This is a genomic window from Shewanella sp. GutDb-MelDb, from assembly GCF_002836075.1.
Taxonomy (GTDB): domain Bacteria; phylum Pseudomonadota; class Gammaproteobacteria; order Enterobacterales; family Shewanellaceae; genus Shewanella.
Genome location: NZ_PJBM01000110.1, coordinates 1 through 21925, shown reverse-complemented (window position 1 = coordinate 21925; position 21925 = coordinate 1). Strand labels below are relative to the sequence as shown.

General features: G+C 44.3%; 16 protein-coding genes. 2 read left to right on the top strand and 14 right to left on the bottom strand.

Annotation, left to right across the window (positions count from 1 at the left end; all coding sequences use genetic code 11):
- Positions 1-38 precede the first annotated feature (38 nt).
- From CXF82_RS02090 to CXF82_RS02025, 14 genes are all read right to left on the bottom strand, one after another.
- Entirely contained in the window at positions 39-251 is a 213-nt protein-coding gene (locus tag CXF82_RS02090; protein WP_101089258.1) for a YgaP family membrane protein, read from the bottom strand.
- Between the two features lie 59 nt (positions 252-310).
- Positions 311-3532 carry an efflux RND transporter permease subunit gene (locus CXF82_RS02085; protein WP_102043590.1) on the bottom strand — a complete coding sequence of 1074 codons (3222 nt, stop codon included), beginning with the start codon at positions 3530-3532 and terminating at the stop codon, positions 311-313.
- Between the two features lie 12 nt (positions 3533-3544).
- A complete protein-coding gene (locus CXF82_RS02080) occupies positions 3545-4555 on the bottom strand; it encodes an efflux RND transporter periplasmic adaptor subunit (protein WP_101089288.1) in 1011 nt (336 codons plus the stop codon).
- Positions 4556-4770: 215 nt separating this feature from the next.
- A complete protein-coding gene (locus tag CXF82_RS02075) occupies positions 4771-5487 on the bottom strand; it encodes an SIMPL domain-containing protein (RefSeq protein WP_101089256.1) in 717 nt (238 codons plus the stop codon).
- A gap of 139 nt (positions 5488-5626) precedes the next feature.
- On the bottom strand, positions 5627-6937 hold the full coding sequence (locus CXF82_RS02070) for an OmpP1/FadL family transporter (RefSeq protein WP_101089255.1): 1311 nt from the start codon (positions 6935-6937) through the stop codon (positions 5627-5629).
- 352 nt (positions 6938-7289) lie between these two features.
- Positions 7290-8741 (bottom strand): sodium/proline symporter PutP, encoded by a 1452-nt coding sequence (gene putP / locus CXF82_RS02065; RefSeq protein WP_101089254.1) that lies wholly within the window; start codon positions 8739-8741, stop codon positions 7290-7292.
- A gap of 136 nt (positions 8742-8877) precedes the next feature.
- A complete protein-coding gene (locus tag CXF82_RS02060; protein WP_101089253.1) occupies positions 8878-9582 on the bottom strand; it encodes a DUF3379 domain-containing protein in 705 nt (234 codons plus the stop codon).
- Positions 9575-10138, bottom strand: a complete 564-nt coding sequence (locus CXF82_RS02055; RefSeq protein WP_101089252.1) for a sigma-70 family RNA polymerase sigma factor — start codon at positions 10136-10138, stop codon at positions 9575-9577. The genes CXF82_RS02060 and CXF82_RS02055 overlap by 8 nt, the downstream gene beginning before the upstream one ends.
- A 202-nt stretch (positions 10139-10340) precedes the next feature.
- Positions 10341-11978 (bottom strand): BatD family protein, encoded by a 1638-nt coding sequence (locus CXF82_RS02050; protein ID WP_101089251.1) that lies wholly within the window; start codon positions 11976-11978, stop codon positions 10341-10343.
- A complete protein-coding gene (locus CXF82_RS02045; protein ID WP_102043589.1) occupies positions 11972-13918 on the bottom strand; it encodes a VWA domain-containing protein in 1947 nt (648 codons plus the stop codon). The genes CXF82_RS02050 and CXF82_RS02045 overlap by 7 nt, the downstream gene beginning before the upstream one ends.
- Positions 13919-13920: 2 nt before the next feature.
- Entirely contained in the window at positions 13921-14919 is a 999-nt protein-coding gene (locus CXF82_RS02040; protein WP_101089249.1) for a vWA domain-containing protein, read from the bottom strand.
- Positions 14919-15440 carry a DUF4381 domain-containing protein gene (locus tag CXF82_RS02035; RefSeq protein WP_101089248.1) on the bottom strand — a complete coding sequence of 174 codons (522 nt, stop codon included), beginning with the start codon at positions 15438-15440 and terminating at the stop codon, positions 14919-14921. Before CXF82_RS02035 ends, CXF82_RS02040 begins: the two co-directional genes overlap by 1 nt.
- On the bottom strand, positions 15441-16370 hold the full coding sequence (locus CXF82_RS02030) for a DUF58 domain-containing protein (RefSeq protein WP_101089247.1): 930 nt from the start codon (positions 16368-16370) through the stop codon (positions 15441-15443).
- Positions 16370-17326 carry an AAA family ATPase gene (locus CXF82_RS02025; protein ID WP_101089246.1) on the bottom strand — a complete coding sequence of 319 codons (957 nt, stop codon included), beginning with the start codon at positions 17324-17326 and terminating at the stop codon, positions 16370-16372. Before CXF82_RS02025 ends, CXF82_RS02030 begins: the two co-directional genes overlap by 1 nt.
- A gap of 236 nt (positions 17327-17562) precedes the next feature.
- Between CXF82_RS02025 and fadI the strand changes: the two genes are divergently transcribed.
- Both fadI and fadJ read left to right on the top strand, forming a co-directional pair.
- Positions 17563-18873 carry an acetyl-CoA C-acyltransferase FadI gene (gene fadI, locus CXF82_RS02020; RefSeq protein WP_101089245.1) on the top strand — a complete coding sequence of 437 codons (1311 nt, stop codon included), beginning with the start codon at positions 17563-17565 and terminating at the stop codon, positions 18871-18873.
- Between the two features lie 5 nt (positions 18874-18878).
- Positions 18879-20999, top strand: a complete 2121-nt coding sequence (gene fadJ, locus CXF82_RS02015; RefSeq protein WP_102043588.1) for a fatty acid oxidation complex subunit alpha FadJ — start codon at positions 18879-18881, stop codon at positions 20997-20999.
- Positions 21000-21925 lie beyond the last annotated feature (926 nt).

Sequence of the window (21925 nt, the reverse complement as noted above, 5' to 3'; positions counted from 1 at the left end):
CTATATTTCACTTGTTAATCAAAATAAAAAACACCACGTTATTCATTTCTTGCCAATTGCGCCTCTGATTTGAAGCCCAATTTTCGCAGCACAATTGCAGCAGGGCAAAAACCAGTATAGGCACTTTGTAATAAATTTGCGCCTACAAATGCAGTAAGCCAGACGAAGTTGTGATTGACCCACAAGGTTAGTGCTAACGATAACAAGATCATCACACCGGCAAAAGCCATAATGGCACGTTCTGTAGACATATCGATTCCTCACTAGTTAAAAGGCAAGCTCGCGTTAGCGGCCTGCGCGGTTTTGAATATTAATGTTGATACCGGTTTTTCATCACTGCGTAATACAGGACGGGAATAACCACCAAGGTGAGCAGGGTGGAAACCAAAATTCCAAAAATAAGGCTAATGGCCAAGCCATTAAAAATAGGGTCATCTAAGATGAAAAGCGCGCCTATCATTGCCGCCAAGGCCGTTAGCATAATGGGTTTTGCACGCACTGCACCAGAATGAATAACGGCTTGTTCAAACGGCACACCTGCCGCGATTTCTTGATGGATAAAATCCACTAATAAAATGGAGTTGCGCACAATGATCCCTGCGAGCGCTATCATGCCTATCATCGATGTGGCGGTGAATTGCGCCCCAAGCAATGCATGACCGGGCATGACACCGATGATCGTTAGCGGGATGGGAGCCATGATAATGAGCGGAACGCTATAAGACTTAAATTGGGCTACGACTAACAGGTAAATCGCTATCATGCCTACGGCGTAAGCGATACCCATGTCCCTAAACGTTTCATAGGTGACTTTCCATTCTCCATCCCAGAGTATGGCGATACTGTCGAGGCCTGAAGGTTGGTTGATGTAGTGTTGGTCGAAGCCCAAGCCATCTTCTGCATTGATTTGGCTGACCATGTCAAACATGCCGTACAGAGGACTGTCCAGGGGGCCAGCCATATCAGCCACGACCATGATCATTGGGATCATGTTCTTATGGATGATTGGCGTGTCGATAACGCCCTTGTCTATCTGTAATAGCTCAGACATCGCAATGGCTTGACCCTTACTATTCTTTATAGTGAGGTTTAGCACCTGCTCTAAATTGAACTTGTCTTCCTCTTTTAGCTGGATGCGGATGGGAACAGGGTGCTTTTGGTTAGGCGCATGAAGATAGCTAATATCTTTACCCCCTATGCTGGTGGCGACCAAATCGACTATTTGACTATATTGAATGCCCAGTAGACTGGCTTTACTGCGGTCGATATTGACCTGCCATTTGGCTTGGTTAGCAGGTAGATAGATATCGATATCGACAACGTCTGTCGTTTGCTTAAAAAGGGCTTCAAGCGCTGTTGCAGCTTGCTCGCGAATAGCGGCACTTGGACCATAAACTTCAGCCAAAATGGGCGACCACACTGGTGGGCCTGGAGGCACTTCTACGATTTTGACATTGGCATTATATTGTTTTGCTATCTCCTGCAACGGCGCTCTTACCGCGATAGCAATACTGTGGCTATCACGTTCTCTATGTTGTTTATCGACGAGGTTAACTTGAATATCGCCTAACTCTTGGGTTTGTCGCAGAAAGTAGTGACGAAGCAAACCATTAAAGTTCATTGGCGCACTGGTGCCTGCATAGATCTGATAATTATCGACCTCTTCAACTTGGTTAAGATGTTGAGCTAATGCTTTTAATGTGCGTTGAGTTTGTTCAACCGGTGTTCCCTCAGGCAGGTCGACCAAAATCTGAAACTCTGACTTATTGTCAAACGGAAGCATTTTTAGCACCACCAGTTTTCCGATAGGCAGTGCCACCGCGATAGCGATGAGTACAAAAATTGCCGCAGCTAATCCAAAGCGTGCCTTTCTGGCAGCTTTACCGATGACAAATGGCCCAATTAACCGTGTGAAAATCCGCAGCATTAGACCGTCGGTATGCGGTTGTTGTGTATTGTTAGCCTCACTTTCGGCAGCTGTTTTAGTGCTGTCATGTTTTAACAGTTTACGGCTCAACCAAGGAGTGACCATAAAAGCGACGGCTAAAGAGATCAACATCCCCATGCTGGCATTGATAGGAATAGGGCTCATATAAGGCCCCATTAATCCTGATACAAAAGCCATTGGTAGCAAGGCTGCGATAACAGTAAAGGTGGCTAAAATGGTAGGGCCGCCCACTTCATCAACGGCTATAGGTATAAGCTCTGTGAATGTGCGCTTACCCATCGCCATATGCCGATGAATGTTCTCCACAACCACAATGGCATCATCGACCAAAATGCCAATCGAGAAGATTAGGGCAAATAAAGAGATACGATTTAAGGTAAATCCCCATGCCCAAGAGGCAAAGAGGGTGAGGGCAAGTGTTATGACAATGGCGATACCAACAACAAGTGCTTCTCTAAATCCCATGGTCAGTAACACGAGAATGACCACCGCCGAGGTAGCAAACATCAATTTTAAAATCAAAGTATTGGCTTTATTACCCGCAGTTTCACCATAGTTACGTGACACTGAAATATTTACTCCGTCTGGCAATAATATATTGTCGACTTTATCTACGCGCTCAAGTATTGCATCAGCAATATCGACGGCGTTTACGCCTGGTTGTTTGCCTATAGCAATCGTTACAGCGGGATAGATTTTCTCTTTGTCGCCATGCCAAGCGCTCTGAACAGGGATGTCGGCTTTAAGGGTGATATCGGCAATGTCGGCAAGGAATACGGGTGCAGTATGCTTATCGCTATCCTCCCTAATCGCAACCACCAGTTGTTTTACATCGTCTATATTGGTTAGGAACTCACCTGTTTGAACCTTGATTTCTTGGTTTTGTTGTACTAGTGAAGCCGGCATAGAGACGTAGTTATTACTGCTTAAACTATTATGGATTTCGTTATATGAGATCCCATAGTAGTTCATTTTTACAGGATCTATTCTGACATTGAGAGTGAGTTGGTGCGCACCCACTGAGTTGATTTCACGGGTGCCTGGAATCCGTTTAATCTCAGTTTCCAAACTATTGGCAACATGGGTGAGTTGCTCGGCTGAGACACTAGACTCTTTTGACCACAAGGTTAAGCTGACTATCGGTACATCATCAATGCCGCGAGGTTTAATAAGAGGCTGACCGACGCCAGCATTGAGTGGCAGTTTATCTAAGTTAGCGTAGATCTGATTATAGAGTTTGACGATGGCGTCGTTACGTGCAATGCCCACTTCAAAAATAACAATAAAGAGGGCGCCATCCGGCTGTGAAAATGAGTATAGGGTGTCAATTCCTTTAAGTTCAGAGATGATTTGTTCAGTGGGTAAGGTCACTAAACTCTCTACTTCAGCAGGCGATGCTCCTGCAAAAGGGATATAAACATCAGCAAAAGTGACGTCTATTTGAGGCTCTTCCTCTTTTGGGGTCACCAATACTGCAAATAAGCCGAGTAAAAGGCCGAGTAATGCGAGTAAAGGGGTAATAGCACTAAGCTGGAAAGCAGCGGCAATGCGTCCTGAAATCCCTAATTTTTGTCTGTTTGTCATCTTGTCAGCTCCTTAAGGTTTAGACTGCTTTTGTAAACGCAATAAGGTCTGATAAGCATCTCTTGCGATGACATCACCATTAGATAATCCTGATAACACTTCAATTGTATCGCTGTCCTGCTGGCCAACTCTGACTTGATTAAGCACCCACTTGTTATTCTGCTGTAGATAAACGGCATTTAACTCGTTCATGGTGATAAGGGCTGTTTGAGGAATGAACATTGTTTGGCGTTGACCGCTAATAAACCGGGCTTTAATAAGGCTGCCAGGGATGAGACCCGATATTTCAGTGGGCAGTTCGATACGCACTTTATAACTGTGACTGGCTTGGTCGACAAAGCCAAATACATTGAGCTTGTCGCTGAAAATGTGTTTGCCATCGGCTAATGTGAGTTTGAACTTAGGCTGCAGCTTTAAGGCGCTGATATAACGTTGTGGTACGTGGGTGACCGCGCGCATCTGGGTTAAAGAGTAGCCAGAATATAATGCTTGCCCAGGGCTGACGGTCTCACCTTGTTCAACGTGCCTTTGGGTCACCACCCCCGCAAAGGGCGCGCTTACCGCGGTATATTTTAAAGATTCAGTGGCTTGCACTATGCCTGCATTTGCTGCACTGACTGCTTGCTGAGTTGATTTAGCATTAGCTTGTGCTTCATCCATTGAGCCTTCAGAAATAGCGCCTTGAGGAAAAAGCTTTTTATAACGTTGCAACTGCGCTTGGGCTTCGACATTTTGTGCATTTGCTCTTGCATATTCAGCTTCGGCTGCAGCTAATAGCGCACCTTGCTCTTTACTGGTAATTTCTAATAGTGATGCATTTTTAGCGACAATATCATTCACATCATAATTGAGTTTTATAATACGTCCCGATGTCTGCGCCGACACCGTAGCGGCTTTTGTTGGCTCGATAACCGCATCTAGTACAACCCAATTGGGGTAGGAGGTGTATTCAACCGTTATGGTTGGAACGCTATCAACCGTCGATGCAGCATAGGCCAATGTAGGTAAAGCTAGGCTAGACATTAGCGATAATAAGAGCAGTGCAAAGGGGGGAGCGTAAGTTGCCATCGTTGATTACCTAAAATACATCCATGAGATTATTCTAATGGATGTATTTCAAAGGCGCAATCATTATTCATTAGTAAAATGCGATGAATATGCTTTTATGCGCAATTGCAGCACCTGTCGACCGTGTCATTACGCGTTTAATGCTAAAGCGCTAAAGGTGTTTTGGCGGGTTAATCATTAAGGTAATAGGTCAATGTAGAGACGATACGGACTTTCTTTATATACGGCGTATTACTATCTCGGTCGTTAATGCTAAATTGACCTTGAGCGGCCTTTTTAATTTTTCCCAATTTTGAGTCAGAATCCTTCGCAAATTTCTCGGCAACTTGGCGTGCATTTTGAGTTGCGGATTGGATCATCTCCGGTTTAACGTCGTTGAGCTTGGTAAACAAGAACTGTGCTTTGCTGTCGTAATCTTGATCTGAGATAGCAATGCCTTCTTTAGCAAGTGACAGCATATTACTGCGGGCTGAAAGTAGTAGGTCGATCTTATCGGTATAGAGTGAGAGAGACACTCTTGCTGCGTAGCGAAACTTCACATTAGGATCCGCATAACCTTGGGCTAATCGGTCATCGATAGCGGGAAGTGAGATAGTTATTTCTGACTTATCAAAACCTTGTTGCTTTAGAAACGTGGCCACTTTTTCTGTTTTAGTTTGCACATTTGCATAAAGGTTGTCGAGATCGTTATCGACTTCGGTAAAGCGAATGGGCCAAATGGCGACATTGGCGCGCACCTCTTTCTCGGCTAAACCTTTAACCGTGACGGTACGTTCCATTGATTTCATTTTTATTAGCTTATCGCCAACGGTATTGGCCATCAGCACTAATCCAAGGCAAATAAACCCTCCTAGGATAATCGCGGCTAGAGTATTATTTTTTTGCATAAGTTCAGTTTCAAAATGAGGTGTAATAAGCTCACGTTAGCAAGGTTTATCGATTGAGTACAATGAAATAGGGTTAATGGAATGTGGGCAATAAAAAAGCCGCAATGAATGCGGCTTTTTCGTTTATGTAAATACAGCGTTAAAACTTGTAGTTGTACTGCATTGAATAGTAAGTTGCATTTGATAGCGTTGTCGCGTGCACAGTACCTAGATCATCACCTAATGTAGGCATCTGCTGACCCACAAGGCCTAAAACAGAACTTTGTTCAGTTAGCTGTGTTTCTTCACCTCGAATAAAGGCGATACCAAAGTCGATGCTCGTATGCTTAGACACGTTGTATGTAGCGCCCATTGTGTACCACTGACGGTCTGAATCAGGAATAGAGATAGAGCTGACTTCGCCAACAACACCTTGGTCGAACATGTAGCCTGCGCGTACAGTCCAGTTTTCAGTCAGTGAGTAAGTACCACCAACACTGAATAGCCAAGAGTCATCCCAAGCGTACTTTTTAAGTTGTGCTTCGCTTGGATCCGTTACTGTGATTTCATGGAAGTCACCCCAAGTTGTCATTTGTGCAGTGTAATGCAATGCAAACTTGTCTGTTAACTGGTGGAACCCAGCAACTTGGAAAATATCAGGGATCGGGATGTTGATCTCTTGATAATCGGTTCCACCAAACTTTACGGTACCGTCAGCAGTAAATTCTGGGCTGAAACGGTAGCTTACGCCTATACGATGATTAGCATTAATTTCATAAACTGCGCCCACAATACCACCAAAGGCGACACCATCAGCATCAACGTCTACAAGATCCACTGGCACATATGAACCATCTGGCGCTAGAGGCAGTTCACCTGAACGAGTCAGTGTGCCTTGACCATAAATAACATCTAAACCGGCACCAACACTGAAGTGGTCATTAATACGGTAAGACGCGCTTAGGTTGAAGTTAATGGTAGTTACTTCAGTTTTACCGAGTAAATCGACGGGTGCAGGAATTGTCGCTTTACCGCCTAAGATGGATTTTGGTTGTGACAAATCACCAGTGTCGGTACCAGTACCGAAGTTACTAAACATAGCAACACCGTAAGCGAACTTGTCGTTGATTGGGCTAATATAGTAAAAGTTTGGGATAATTTTAGCTTCGGCTGCGTCTGGAACATTGCCGTAGTGAATTTGCCCAACGTTCGAATTAATATACACATCACTGACTTCAACCTCTACGTCTGCATACGTTAAGCCCATTGAGAGTTGCTTCTCGTCAAACATGGCCATTGCTGCAGGGTTACGAGATAAAACGGATGCGTTATCGGCGATGACAGCATCACCCGCAAATGCGCGACCGATCCCCGTTGCTGATTGGCTGTTAAGTTGGAAGCCTGCGGCCATTGATTGTGTGCTGACTAAAGCTACAGATACTGCGATAAGAGTCTTGTTGAAATACTTCATTATTATCATCTCTATTATTATTGGTCTTACTTATATGAGTGTTAAATTTAAATTAACTGTAAGATCCACTTGTTAGACCAGTGCATATTAGGTAGGTAATAGTAAGCTGACAACTCCGACCAGTGCTAAAATGTTGTTAAATATTAGTTAATTAAATATTTTTCATGTCCAAAAAAATATCTATTCGATTGAATATTCAAAAAGAAGCCATATAGCATAGAGGCTTGAGAGATGCTCTAAGTTTAACTTATGGTTAATAGTATGTAACGGCTGGTTGTTCAAGGGCTTAATAGAGAGATATAAAAAAAGCGTACACCTGTACGCTTTTTAGTGACAGTGCCAAATTACAAGTTTATAGCTTTGCTTCAAACTCATTAAATTGCGCTTTAACTGCGTCTGAAGGTGCTTTTAATTTGCTAACAAGCACACCGGCTATTGTTGCAAAAAGGAAGCCAGGTAAGATTTCGTAAAGATCAAAAATCCCTCCGCTTAGTTGCTTCCAAATAACCACAGTAACGGCACCAACAACGATAGTGGTAACAGCGCCATCGCGGCTATAGTCACGCCAGAAGAGCGACATTAATACGACTGGACCAAATGCGGCACCAAAACCTGCCCACGCATAGCTAACGAGTCCAAGTACGCTGCTTTCAGGATTCAATGCAACGATCCCTGCGATGATTGCAATGGCAAGTACGCCGATGCGACCAACGAGCATGAGTTCTTTGCTTTGCGCTTGTGGGCGTAACCACTTTTTATAAAAGTCTTCAGTAATGACGCTTGAACAAACTAGTAGTTGTGAATCAATCGTACTCATAATTGCCGACAATATGGCCGCGATAAGTAATCCGCCTATCCATGGATTGAAGGCGGCATGTGCTAGATGAATAAACACGGTTTCAGGATTTTCTAGTGGACTCGCGGCAAAGTATAATGTTCCTGCGATACCGGTCGCCAACGCGCCCAATAATGCGATGAGCATCCAGCTCATTGCAATGCGGCGCGAAACAGGAATATCGTCGGCTGAACCAATCGCCATAAAACGTGACAGGATATGCGGTTGACCGAAATAGCCTAGCCCCCAAGCAAGTAGCGATATGAGGCCAATAAAGGTGGTGTTTTCGCTGAATAATGACAGCATAGCAGGATCGAGTGCTTCAAACCCTTGTTGTGTTTCTGGTTGACTAAAAATGGCGATGGGCACAATGAGTAACGCCACTAACATTAAGCAACCTTGGAAGAAATCGGTCCAACTTACCGCAAAGAAGCCACCGACAAAGGTGTAACCCACAATGATGCTCGAGCCAATAATCAATGCGAGTGTGTAATCAAGGCCAAAGACTTTCTCAAACAAAATAGCGCCGCCTACCATGCCAGACGACGCATAGAAGGTAAAAAACACTAATATGGTGACAGCAGAGACTAACTTGAGTATGCCTTTATTATCTTCAAATCGTTTTTCGAAAAAGTCGGGAAGGGTCAGTGCGTTATCGGTAAACTCGGTGTAGATCCGTAATCGCTTGGCGACAAACAGCCAGTTTAACCAGGCACCAAAGACCAATCCGAAACCAATCCAAGCTTCACCTAAACCCCCTAAATAGACGGCGCCAGGTAAACCAAGCAGCAGCCAGCCAGACATATCAGAAGCGCCAACACTTAGTGCCGTTACCGCTGGCCCCATGCCGCGGCCACCTAAAATGTAATCTTCTACAGAATCAGTTGCCTTGTAAGCCCAAAGGCCAATGCCCATCATTAAGGCAAGATAGCCAATGAAGGTAATTAAAATGGGTAATTCAATGGTCATGAGATATATACGCTTTTATCATTTTTTAGTTGTGGCGCTATGCTAGCAGATATTCGAGCATGGGCTCAATAAATGATGGAATTGTGATGTAGATCTAACCAATGGCGCGTAAATAGCACCATTGGTTGTCAAAGGACTAGATGAATGTTTGCTTAATTTCGTTTCTAACGTAATTAAGGTCTTGGATCTCTTCACCAACGAGCAACATATATGCGTTGTCAGTTTCAAATCCCATACCTTTATATTTATTATCGGCAAAAGCTTCTTCTAATACCATTCTGTCTTCTAGGGGTACGATAAATAGGGTGACTTTTCCGTGTTCACCTTGCATCACTAAATGCAGGCTTTTTACCCCTTGAAAATCACAATAGGTACTGTAAAACACTTTACCTGGCTGCTCGGTAAATTGCATATCTCCAATATTACCAAGCGAAGCTAGTTGAAAGTTAACGTCTTGGTATTGGACATTTTTATCAAGATGAAGCGCTTTATCTTCATGATAAACATGTGCCAAAGCATGTTGTCCTAGATCAACAGGCCCCATACGCATTAACGTAAAGGTAATACCCGCTAAGAAGGCCACTGACGCGACCATCGCAAACGCAAATCCTGTTTTACGACGTTGTGCATGGTGATGTTGCAACTGTTGGCGTAATAACAACTTAGCCACCAGATCATCTGGTACATCAATGCTCAGTGCTTTTTCAATTTTGTTATCTAAGCCTTTAAGAGTATTTAAAAAGGCTTCTCTTTCTGCCGATTCCATTGCTGCGTGAAGGAACTCGGGATCTTGGTTATTTGGCTCACCATAAGCTTGGCGGCGAAATTTAAGCTCATCCATTGGATTGACCTCTGATAGTCGGTTGTTCGAGTGCATCCTTCAGTTGGTTTCTTGCTCTAAATAAACGAGTCATAACAGTATTTCGATTAAGATCTAATATCTTTGCTATTTCTTCGCCACTAAAACCACCAATTACTTGCAGTAATAACGGTTCTCGGTATTCAAGTTCCAACTTTGAAATTTGTCTCTGTAATAAATGTTGTTCAGCATGGTCTTCGGTACTGCTTGAAAACGTGTCTTCAATAAACTCTTGTTCAACATCAGAGTAATTAAATTGTTTACGCTCAAAACGTCGTGCATTTTCACGGCGGAGAATGGTAATCAGCCATGCTTTTGCGGCTTTTTCATCTTTTAATGAATCAAGTGAACGCCATGCGCGCAGAAACGTTTCCTGGGTGATATCTTCAGCGATATGTTTATCGCCGCATAGCCAATAGGCATAACGGTATATATCGGTATGAAGTGCCCTGACAAGGCTATCGTATCGTCTTTGTTTGCTAACCATGTCTGAAGAGACCGTGGTGCTCGACTTTTTATTTCGCCAACTATCAAACATTTTTTATTTTTTCTAACTGGATCAATAAAACACAGCTTAACCTTGTTCATCGTCGAATACCAATATGTGGAATCACTAAACAAAGCCAAGAACAAAATAGTGTAAACAGATAGGCTCAAAATAGCGGTAGATTCTGTTACTGATATAAAAATGACGCTCTTAGTGAGCGTCATTTTTTAAATGATGTATTACTCCGTAATCGTTATATCTGCGGGTTGAGTGAATTAAGGGCAGAGGTATTACTCTGTTTATCGTTCATTTTTGTCGTCAAAACGATGTTGAGTAATTGCTTGTAGTCAATATCTGTGGTGTTTTTGCTATAAGCAGATTGCTGCAATGAGGCGATTTCGATAGAAAGCTCCACTGATATATTGGCTATATCTCGCAATGTTATTGGTTGTCCTAAAAGCTCAGAGTAGTAAGCTATTAGTGCGTTGATGACTTTTGTTGGCTCTTTTGCAGCACAACTTTGCTCAAGTAATTTTCGGGCACTGTTATTGATAGTCACTGGATTTCTGTCGTCGCTTTTCGTAGTGCTTACTGCCTGTTTTTTTCTGGCATTGAGCCAAAGCATTAGCGTTAATAACCATAACAACGCAAAACCAGCAGTTAACCAAGGCCAGTAACCTGCAGTGGTTGTTTGAATCGTGTTTGGTGGTTGATGGATGTTCACTGACTCGGCAATTTCCCCTCTCGTGACGACAACCGTACGGGCGGGAAGGGTGGCGTATTGCTGCTGTTTGAGGTGGGGGTTCCACCAAGGGACTTTTATTTCAGGTAGCGTGTAAGTGCCGGCTTTTGTCGCCACTATTGCGGTGGTTTGCGTGAGTTGTGACACCATTTGTTTATCTCGAACAAACGACTTTCGTTGTGCCTTTTCTGGATAAGTTTTTAGCTCAGCAGGTGTTGATAATCGGATGTCGGGCAAGCTGGTCTCATCAGCATTAGACGCTAATAAGCTTATCGTACGAGTAATTGGGTCGCCGACTTTATACTCGACGGGTGTTGTCGGCCAATCTTCTTTTAACACAACTAAATCAGATACTAACCACTGACCTTGATACTCGACAGGCTCAGGGTTGATCAATACGATTGATTTTGGCGCTTGAGTTTGAGTCGGCCGACTTTCATTGAATGAAAACATACCGCCATTGCGTTTGGTTTGTACCAGTACATCTCCAGAAAAACTGGCACCATTGATGGTCAGTTCACCGGGTTGGTCGGCGATAATGGCATAAGCGCGTTCAATGACACGGTAACGCTTGCCATTAACGATTTCATTGCTGTCTTTATCTTCACCCAGTTGCTTGATTTGAGCGCCGTCTAGCACTGGTGCACTAAGCACGCCGCGTTGTAATTCTAGTGCCAGATAAAGCTTCACTCTGTAGGTTAACATTTGGCCGACATAAGCTTCTTCTGAGGATAAGCTCGATCGCATAAAGATATCTTGCATCTGTTGCGGTTGCGACTTTCTATCTACTACCGCAAGGGTAATGGGCGCAGAACTCACGCCTTTAATATTGAAGGCGGGGATGGTGATGTTTCCGCCAAATTTTGGCGATAAAAGCACTTGCCAACGAGTCTCATTTCTCGCATCAAAATTCATGATCTGTTTACTGCGACTGATGCTTGTTCTACCAACGATAAAGTCCTTTAGCAGTGATGAGGTGTTGAGCTCACCACTGTTGAGATCGTCATCAGCAACAACCGTTAGCACCAGAGATTCACCTTCAATTACAGGATTACGGTCAACCGATGCTTGCAAGCTGGTGATTGCATAGGCGGGTGTCGCAGCGGTTAAGGCTACAATTAAGAACGCACATAGATGTCGAATTACCACTGTTGGTTTTCCTTGGTATTAATGCCTTGGCGGCGTCGTTTCTGATATTCAAGCTGCATTTTATTACGGAGTAGTACCTGCGGGTCGTCTGCAATCGCTCTTAATGCTCTTTCCATTTCTGGCGGAAGAGGTTCATCTGAAGGGGTTGTTGGAGCCATTGAGCCTTGTTGTTCATTTTCTTGATCATCACTTTCAGCTGCGGATTGTTGCGCTTTGGCTTGCTGGCTTTGCTGAGATTCATCTTTCGAATCATCTTTCGAATCATCTTTCGAATCATCTTTCGAATCATCTTTCGAATCATCTTTTGAATCTTCGGCTTCCATCGCAGCATCATTATCATTGGGCTGCTCTTTATCTGAGTTTTGCTCAGCGTCCTGCGCAGCATCTTCATTTTTCTGAGATTCAGCGGATTCATCGCCAGAATCATCTGCAGAATTGGCATCATCAGATTGTTCTTTGTTCTGTTCACTTTGGCCATCTTTAGACTCAGAGCTGCTGTCTTGTGATTGTTTATCACTAGACTCTGAATCGTCAGACTGCTGTTGCTCATCTGACTTTTGGCTGTCATCTCCTTCGCCATTTTGTTTTTGCTGCTCTTGTTGCTGTTGCAGCTCTTTTGCTAGGGCTAAATTTTGCTTAGCGGCGTCCATCTCTGGCGCTTGGTCGAGTGCCTGTTGATAGCGCTTTTCGGCTTTATCATACTGGCCGAGCTGCATGAGCGCATTGCCTTGGTTATAGAGTCCACTAGCAGAGGTATCTTGCTCAAAGCCTGTAAGAGCTTCATCAAATTGACCCGCCTTATAACGGGCGCTGGCTTGCCATTGAGTTTGTTCAAATTGCTCTGCCGCAGCTTGATACTGCTGAGCTTGATAGGCGTTTGATGCTTGTTGATTTTGAGTTTGCCAAAGGTTATCCCAACTATCGGCATAAACGGGCTGGATTGGCTGCATAATGACCATTAACGCAAAGGCACCGATAATGCCGTGTCTGAAGCTAAGCAGAGCGGGGAGTAGCAATAATAGTGCGATGTAGCCGCCCAGATCTTGCCAAACTTCACCCTCTAAATCACTCTCTTTAGTGTCTTTTGTGCTGGCAAGCCATTGCACGAGTTGGGTTACATCTTGACCATCAGCACGAATAGGGATCACAGTACCATTGGCTGACGATGCCAATGTTTGTAGCAATCCATAATCTGTTTTGGCGATGACGACTTGATTACCGTTATCACGCAATAGTTGACCATTGGGCAGTTGAATAGGAGCACCTTGTTCACTGCCAAAAGCCAGAATACCTAAGCGGTAGGAACTGCCTTTTAAGACGGATTGTGCTCGATTAAGTTGCGAGCTGGAAATACCATCGGTAAAAAGCACAATATCACCACGAACATGCCCTCCCTGAATTAACAATGACTTGGCATGCTCTAGCGCGACTTCAACATTAGAGCCTTTAACGGGCATGATACTTGGCGTTAACGTCGGCAATAGGTTCAATAAGGTAGCTTTATCACGTGTTAATGGACTAATGGTAAAGGCATCACCGGCATAAGCGATTAGGCCAGTTTCACCTTCTACTACCGTCTCAATCAGATCTGTGGCTCGGTATTTTGATTGGGTTAGTCGATTCGGTGATAGATCGTTAGCATACATAGATAACGACATATCCATAACTATGACTCGACCTTGAGCCGATTCATAGACTGGTAGCGCCGTTTTTTCCAATGCGGGACCCGATAGCGCAAGCACTGCAATTAACCAAGCAAATGCAAGATAGAAAACATTACGACTTTGCTTTTTCTCAGTACTGCCGAGTAATACGTTGGCAAGGTGAGGTGCAATATATTGGTTCCAACTGGAACTGGCACCTTGTTTTTTCTTAATAAAAAGCAGCAGAATGACAAGTGGAATGATCGCCAAAAACCACTCAGGGCGTAAAAAATGCATGGCTAATGGCCTCCCGATGGCTGTTTAGGCTTAAGACTAAAAATAGATAATTGGCCAATACTTTTAAATATTGAAAGTAATAATGCCAAGCCCAAAGGCCAGTAGAAAAGCTCCGATTGTGGGCGATAACTTAATTGCTCTCGGCTAATGGGTTCTAGGTTGTCAATCTCTTGATAGATACGTTCAAGTTCTTCGGCATTTCGCGCGCGAAAATAGGTACCGCCCGTTTTAGCGGCAATCTGTTTAAGCTGCGGCTCATCTAAATCCATCGAAGGGTTAACACGTTCTTTACCAAAAAGAGTGCGACGCTCCATCACTTCAGCTCCTACGCCAATGGTATAGATAGTGATCCCTCTTTTAGCGGCTATTTCAGTTGCTTTTTCTGGCGATATTGTACCGGCATTATTAGCGCCATCAGTAAGTAAGATAAGCACTCTATTACTCTCGTCTACTTGATCGAATCGTTTAACCCCTAGAGCAATCGCTTCACCAATGGCGGTTTGCCTGCCGACTAAGCCAATTTCCGCTTCATTCAGATACTGCGCTACAGTGCGTCTATCTTGGGTGAGAGGGGATTGCAGGTAAGCATGATCCGCAAACAAGATAAGCCCTATGCGATCCCCTTTTCGACGTTCAATAAACTGGCTAACCACATGTTGGATAAGTGTGAATCTGTCGGTAGCTCTGCCGTCGATGACCATATCTTCTATCTGCATGCTGCCAGATAAGTCAACGGACAACATTAAGTCACGCCCTTTACTGGGCAGCTCTATCGGTTCACCCATCCATAATGGCCTTGCAACGGCGATAACCAATAATACCCACAAGATCCAATAACCTTTCTTTGTACTCGGCGTTATTTTAACAGGTAGGTTTTGGGACTCGATATCACTTCCTGGAAGATAAAGGTGACCCCCCAGCTTAACTTGTTGCTGCTGTTTTCTAAAAAGAAGTGGCAGTGGTAATAATAGTAATAACCATGGCAGCGCTAGTGTTAACATTATTTAGCCTCCATATTGACGGCTAAGGCAGCGTCAAGCCGTTTCGAATCAAGCGGAAGAGCGCTTTTTAGCCAATGTTCTGCACTTTGTTTTAATGCTATCGCTTGTGATTGAGTCAGCTCTGTACGCTGATAACTCAATTTAAGCAGTTCACATAATTCAACCGGGGGGGAGTTCACTTGCGCTGTAAGCCAAGCATACCAATGAGTGCCCGATAAGCCTGCAACCAATGAACGGTCGCAATAGCTCATTGCTGCCCGTTTTAATATTTCACTGACATTGGTGATGTATTGTGCCGTGCTCGGATCCAGCTTTGCGAGCTCCACTAATGCTGCTCTTTTAGCTGCGGTGTGCTGCCGGCGTTTTCTGAGGTAAATAAAAGCTGCAGCGACAGATATCAACACGACAAGTAGCAAGAGCCAGTATCCATAAGCCAGCGGCCAAAGCCCAATTTCTGTCGGGGTTTGAATATCTTGTAGTGATGCTAAAGCAGGATTTGCTGCTGGAGTTTGCACAGCCATTTATCGTAATGCTCCCAATTGTTGATTTAGGCGTTGTCCAGCATCAATAACACGGGTTTCAACATTAATTTTTTGCATCATGTCAGTGAATACCGATTTAATTTGCTGTTGATTCTTGAGCCAATGCTCATAGCTGTGTCTATCGATGATGCGCTCTTTACTGCCGTCCTTTACGGGGAGCTGAAAGTGTTTCGGCAAGGTCAAATTACCTTCTCGTAAAGGATCTGTAATGAGAAAAGCGCCCATATCACAATGACGTTTCAGGTCGGACAGCATCGCCAAACAGGCTGGGGTAAAATGGCTTCCGTCTGAGACTATCCAGATAAGAGAGCCTGGCTTGGCGAGACGCCGCAGTCGTTGGCATGCTTTTAACATGTGATCGGGTTCAGATCCCTGAACCGACAGGGCATCTAATTGACGTTGATGCAGGTGTTTAATGGCTGAGACAAGTTGCAAAATACCCTGCTGTCGGCTTCTTGGTTTCAACTCTATGTGTTCTTGCTCTGTCGCGATAACTGCACCGAGTCGGTCGCCATGTAAAATGGCATTCCACCCGAGCGTGGTGGCGACGTGCGCCGCTTGCACCGATTGCAGTAGCAAGCTTGAGCCAAAGTACAGGCTATGGCTTAAGTCGAGCAATATCAGGATAGGGCGCTCACGCTCTTCGACAAATAATTTCGTATGAGTTTTGCCTGTTCTGGCGGTTACGCGCCAGTCGATAGTACGTACGTCATCACCGCTTTGGTATTGACGAACTTCAGCAAACTCCATCCCACGGCCTTTGATCGCGCTCGCTCGATGTCCGGCTAAGTTTGCTCTTGCCTTGGACCGTTTCTCAGGCAACGCCCGCGCAATACGTTGACAAGCAAGTAGCTCTTTTTCGTTGATGTTGATGCCATCCGCAAAAAGAGGCAGCTCTGAATTGACCATTAAGGAACCGCAACTTGAGAAAGAATATGGTTGATCACATCGTCGGCAGACACGCCGTCAGCTTGCGCTTGGTAGCTCAGCAATAATCTATGGCGCAATACATTGGGTGCCACAGCTTGAATATCTTCAGGTGAGACAAAATCACGTTCATATAAATAAGCACGGGCTCTGGCGCAACGCTCAATCGAAATGGTTGCGCGCGGGCTAACACCATACTCAAGCCAACTTGCTAGCTCAGGGCTATAAGCGGCTGGCTGGCGAGTTGCCATTACAATGTCGACAATATATTTTTCTAGCGGTTCAGCAAGATAGATCTGTAAAGCCTGCTCTCGCGCTGCAAAAATATCGGCTTGAATAATCGGCGTCACTTTCGGCACTTCTTTCTTTAGTGCTTCATTACGGGAAAGACGTAAAATTTCAAACTCAGTTTCTGCACTTGGATAATCAAGATTTAAGTGCATTAAGAAACGGTCTAATTGCGCTTCTGGTAGTGGGTAAGTCCCTTCGTTTTCAAGAGGGTTTTGGGTTGCCATAACCAGAAACAGTTCGGGCAGTGGATAGCTATTTTTACCGACAGTGACTTGGCTTTCGGCCATTGCTTCAAGCAACGCTGACTGCACTTTTGCGGGGGCGCGGTTTATTTCATCAGCGAGAATTAAATTATGGAATATGGGACCCGCTTCAAATTCGAAGGTTGCCGTTTGGGCGCGATATATATCCGTGCCTGTAAGATCGGCGGGTAGTAAATCTGGGGTAAATTGAATCCGATGAAAATCTCCCTCTACACCCTCACACAATGCTTTGACTGCGCGGGTCTTTGCAAGGCCAGGAGGACCCTCTACAAGCAGGTGTCCATCGGCAATGAGCGCGATGAGTAAATTCTCAGTTAGTGTCGGCTGTCCGAGAATAACGGTATTTAGGTATTCGCGTAGTGCGTGAAATCGGCTCAAAGGCATGATGGTACTCAATTTATTATGTATAGATACTATGGACAATCTCTATGGTAAATAATTCCATTGGGTTTTGGCTAGTGTTAAAAAACAAACAAGTGTTTAAAACTTTTCATTTAAAAGTTAGAATCAGATCACACTTTAATGGTCAGACCTGTTTGTCGAATAATAGACAGGTTTCTCAGGGATATAATAAAGCGAGCAACTTCAATGGTTAGCGACGCAGAACAAGAGGGTGGAAAATGAGTAAAAGACAGCAAGTCACTAACGCTAGAGGCGAACGAATCGCGATTGTATCGGGATTACGGACGCCATTTGCTAAACAAGCCACCGCATTTCATGGCGTATCAGCGTTAGATATGGGCAAAATGGTTGTTAATGAACTAATTTCACGTTCAGAACTTGATCCCAAGTTAATTGAACAACTGGTATATGGTCAGGTTGTGTTAATGCCAGCTGCGCCCAATATCGCACGTGAAATCGTTTTAGGCACTGGCATGGATGTGAGTACCGATGCCTATAGTGTGACTCGCGCCTGTGCGACCAGCTTTCAGTCAACGGTCAACGTTGCCGAGTCAATCATGACTGGCAATATGGAGATCGGTATTGCTGGTGGAGCAGACTCCTCTTCTGTTGTACCCATTGGTGTTTCGAGAAAGCTCGCACATGCACTCGTGGACCTTAATAAAGCGCGTACCTTTAGTCAGAAACTGTCTATTTTTCGCCGTTTAGGCTTGAAAGATTTGCTTCCTGTACCGCCTGCTGTCGCAGAATTTTCGACGGGATTGTCAATGGGGCAAACGGCTGAGCAGATGGCGAAGACCTATAACATTAGCCGTGCAGATCAAGACGCATTGGCACATCGCTCGCATACATTAGCGACCGAAACGTGGAACGCTGGCAAACTGGCCCAAGAGGTTATGACAGCCCATGTGCCTCCTTATAAAGGATTTATTGACCGCGATAATAATATCCGCGAAAACTCTACGCTTGAGTCCTACGCAAAATTACGTCCAGCATTTGACCGTAAACACGGCTCAGTGACGGCAGCAACGAGCACGCCATTAACTGATGGTGCATCTGCAGTATTGCTTATGAGCGAAGGCAGAGCCAAGGCCTTGGGTTATACGCCTATTGGTTACATAAAGAGTTATGCGTTTACTGCGATTGATGTGTGGGAAGACATGCTAATGGGCCCATCTTACGCGACGCCAATGGCGTTACAACGTGCAGGAATGGAGCTAGAAGACCTTACACTTATTGAGATGCATGAAGCATTTGCTGCCCAAACATTAGCCAACATGCAGATGTTCGGCTCGAAGAAATTCGCCGCAGAAAAGCTAGGTCGTAACCGTGCTATTGGTGACATTGATATGAGTAAATTTAATGTATTGGGTGGTTCTTTAGCTTATGGACATCCCTTTGCAGCAACAGGTACGCGACTTATTACCCAAGTTTGTCATGAACTTAAACGCCGTGGTGGCGGAACGGGTCTCGCAACAGCATGTGCTGCGGGTGGTTTAGGTGCTGCAATGATAGTTGAAGTGGAGTAACTCAAATGGAAAAGACATTTAATTTAGATCGTCGAGAAGACGGTATTGCCATTCTGACGATGGATGTGCCAGGCGAGACAATGAACACGCTACGTAGTGAATTTGGCCCAGAGATCAGCGAAATACTTGCTGAGATTAAAGCTGACAAAAGTATCAAGGGCTTAGTACTTGTCTCAGGCAAAAAAGACTCTTTTGTGGCGGGTGCCGATATCTCTATGTTGGCTGCGTGTGAAACGGCGATGGATGCGAAGTTGCTCTCTCAGCAAGGGCATGTGGTCTTTAATGAGCTAGAAAATTTAAATATACCCGTTGTTGCAGCAATAAACGGTGCTTGTTTGGGCGGTGGTTTAGAGCTTGCGCTAGCATGTCATCAACGAGTCTGTAGCCTCAATGGCAAAACGATGATGGGCGTACCTGAAGTACAGCTTGGTTTGCTTCCTGGGGGCGGTGGTACTCAGCGATTACCGCGTTTAGTCGGGATCACTACCGCCTTGGATATGATGCTTACAGGTAAGCAAATTCGACCTAAGCAGGCATTGAAAATGGGCTTGGTTGATGATGTTGTTCCTGAGTCAATTTTGATGCGCACTGCAATTGAGATGGCATTAGCGGGCAAACGTTCTGCGAAAAAGAAAAAGCAGTCATTGATTAATAAAGTGCTTGAAGGCACTAGCGTTGGTCGTAATATTATTTTTGACCAAGCTGGCAAGCAAGTCGCTAAGAAGACACAAGGTAATTATCCTGCGCCTGCAAAGATCATTGATTGTGTTCGTCAAGGTATGACTAAAGGTTTAATCAAGGGACTAGAGGTGGAAGCAAGCCACTTTTCAGATCTGGTTATGTCTAAAGAGTCTGCAGCGCTTAGAAGTATTTTCTTTGCCACTACTGAGATGAAAAAAGAGACCGGCGCGGGTGATGTTAAGCCACGTAAAGTAAAAAAAGCGATGATACTGGGTGGCGGTCTAATGGGTGGCGGTATTGCTTCGGTTACAACAACCAAAGCAAAAATTCCAGCTCGAGTAAAAGATATCAGCGAAACCGGTTTGAGCAATGCATTGTCTTATGCTTATAAATTGCTGGATAAAGGGGTTAAGCGTCGTCATATGACACCAGCTGCTCGCGACAACTTAATGGCATTGATGACCACAACGACTGAATATAAAGGTATTAAAGATGCCGATATCGTTGTTGAGGCCGTATTTGAAGATCTTGCTCTTAAACATCAGATGGTGAAAGATGTTGAACGAGAGTGCGGTGAAAACACTATTTTCGCTTCCAACACCTCATCTTTGCCTATTGCTCAAATTGCGGAAGCTGCAAGTCGACCTGAGAATGTTATCGGTCTGCACTATTTCTCTCCGGTAGAAAAAATGCCATTAGTCGAAGTGATTGCACATAAGAAAACTTCTGCTGAGACGATAGCAACCACCGTTGCGTTTGCGCGTAAACAGGGTAAAACTCCCATTGTTGTGCAAGACGGCGCTGGCTTTTACGTCAACCGAATATTGGCGCTTTACATGAATGAAGCTGCGCAGCTGCTATTAGAAGGGCAGAGTGTAGAGCATTTAGATAAGGCTCTGGTTAAGTTCGGTTTTCCCGTCGGTCCAATGACGTTACTCGATGAAGTCGGTATTGATGTTGGCGCTAAGATCTCTCCTATATTGGAAGCTGAACTCGGCGAGCGCTTTAAAGCACCAGCCGCGTTTGATAAGTTATTAGCCGATGATAGAAAGGGCCGTAAAAATGGCAAAGGTTTCTATCAATACGGTAGTAAAAAGAAATCTAAAGAGGTCGACAGTAGCGTATATACCGTGCTTGGTTTAACGCCAGCTCAAAATAATGATGCTAATGAAGTGGCGCAACGATGCGTCGTGCAGATGCTGAACGAAGCGGTTAGGTGTTTAGATGAAGGGATAATCGCTTCAGCTCGAGATGGCGATATAGGCGCTATATTTGGGATCGGTTTTCCACCATTCTTAGGCGGTCCTTTCCATTATATTGACACACTAGGTCCTGCTAAACTCGTTGAAATTCTATCGGCTTACCAATCTAGATTTGGCGACCGATTTGAACCAGCAGAGAGACTGAAACAGATGGCAAGCGAACAGAGTTTCTTTTTCAAGTAAGTTTTAAAAAGCGTCAAAAAATTAACAAGGCGGCTACATTTGGCCGCTTTGTTTTACTTTAGTGACAATAAATTGACTAAAAAACACTCACCCCTCTGCTGGTTTGACTATATAATAGGTGCCGAAATAGATATTCAGGTATGGACGCTGACTTATTTGATGTGGGGTGTAGGTAAGTGGTATTCACAATCGTATTGGTATTAGTTTTTTCAGGTTTGTTGTTAGGCTATACAGCGTTTAAAGCCGGGTTACCTGTCAAACGATGGGCTTTTGCTGGGGTTTTGTTTGGCCCTGCCGCTTATCCTTTGTTTAATTCGCATAAGCAACTGGCATACAAAAAAGCCATGGGGAAACAATCTTTTTGGTTAGAGATTTGAATTTTTAGAATCTGTATCTTATACAGAGAAACTAAAAAGGAGCATAAGCTCCTTTTTTTGTCTGTGTAATTTTAGATTCTTGTATCTAAAACTAGCTCCACCAACCTTTTGCGGTAACGATTTCCAAATGCAGTAGCCCTTCAGGAAGCTGTATTTTTTTACGTGAAGGCTTTTTTAGCCCTAACATCTGCATCAAAGAAATAAGCATGGTCGTTCTCCTTAGGCGTTAAACGGGGTGTACTAGTTCCACCAACCTTTAGCTGGAATGACTTCAAGATGATTTAACCCTTCTGGAAGTTTAACTTTCTTACGAACAGGTTTGCCCAATCCAAGTGCTTGCATTAATAAATCAAACATAATTATTCTCCTTTTATGCCGCAGCTTGGTTAATGAACTTAATATGTGGAACGCCAGCTGTTAGTAGTGGCTTAAACTTCACGTTTGGGATACCAGCTGTTTGCAGCGGCTTAAACTTCACGTTCGGAATACCCGCTGTTTGCAGCGGCTTAAACTTCACGTTCGGAATACCAGCTGTTTGCAGCGGCTTAA

Excerpts from the sequence above, each read along its gene's own strand:
- CXF82_RS02090 (WP_101089258.1), bottom strand. The coding sequence starts at position 251 with ATGTCTACAGAACGTGCCATTATGGCTTTTGCCGGTGTGATGATCTTG.
- CXF82_RS02085 (WP_102043590.1), bottom strand. The coding sequence starts at position 3,532 with ATGACAAACAGACAAAAATTAGGGATTTCAGGACGCATTGCCGCTGCT.
- CXF82_RS02080 (WP_101089288.1), bottom strand. The coding sequence starts at position 4,555 with ATGTCTAGCCTAGCTTTACCTACATTGGCCTATGCTGCATCGACGGTT.
- CXF82_RS02075 (WP_101089256.1), bottom strand. The coding sequence starts at position 5,487 with ATGCAAAAAAATAATACTCTAGCCGCGATTATCCTAGGAGGGTTTATT.
- CXF82_RS02070 (WP_101089255.1), bottom strand. The coding sequence starts at position 6,937 with ATGAAGTATTTCAACAAGACTCTTATCGCAGTATCTGTAGCTTTAGTC.
- putP (WP_101089254.1), bottom strand. The coding sequence starts at position 8,741 with ATGACCATTGAATTACCCATTTTAATTACCTTCATTGGCTATCTTGCC.
- CXF82_RS02060 (WP_101089253.1), bottom strand. The coding sequence starts at position 9,582 with ATGGATGAGCTTAAATTTCGCCGCCAAGCTTATGGTGAGCCAAATAAC.
- CXF82_RS02055 (WP_101089252.1), bottom strand. The coding sequence starts at position 10,138 with ATGTTTGATAGTTGGCGAAATAAAAAGTCGAGCACCACGGTCTCTTCA.
- CXF82_RS02045 (WP_102043589.1), bottom strand. The coding sequence starts at position 13,918 with ATGCATTTTTTACGCCCTGAGTGGTTTTTGGCGATCATTCCACTTGTC.
- CXF82_RS02040 (WP_101089249.1), bottom strand. The coding sequence starts at position 14,919 with ATGTTAACACTAGCGCTGCCATGGTTATTACTATTATTACCACTGCCA.
- CXF82_RS02035 (WP_101089248.1), bottom strand. The coding sequence starts at position 15,440 with ATGGCTGTGCAAACTCCAGCAGCAAATCCTGCTTTAGCATCACTACAA.
- CXF82_RS02030 (WP_101089247.1), bottom strand. The coding sequence starts at position 16,370 with ATGGTCAATTCAGAGCTGCCTCTTTTTGCGGATGGCATCAACATCAAC.
- CXF82_RS02025 (WP_101089246.1), bottom strand. The coding sequence starts at position 17,326 with ATGCCTTTGAGCCGATTTCACGCACTACGCGAATACCTAAATACCGTT.
- fadI (WP_101089245.1), top strand. The coding sequence starts at position 17,563 with ATGAGTAAAAGACAGCAAGTCACTAACGCTAGAGGCGAACGAATCGCG.
- fadJ (WP_102043588.1), top strand. The coding sequence starts at position 18,879 with ATGGAAAAGACATTTAATTTAGATCGTCGAGAAGACGGTATTGCCATT.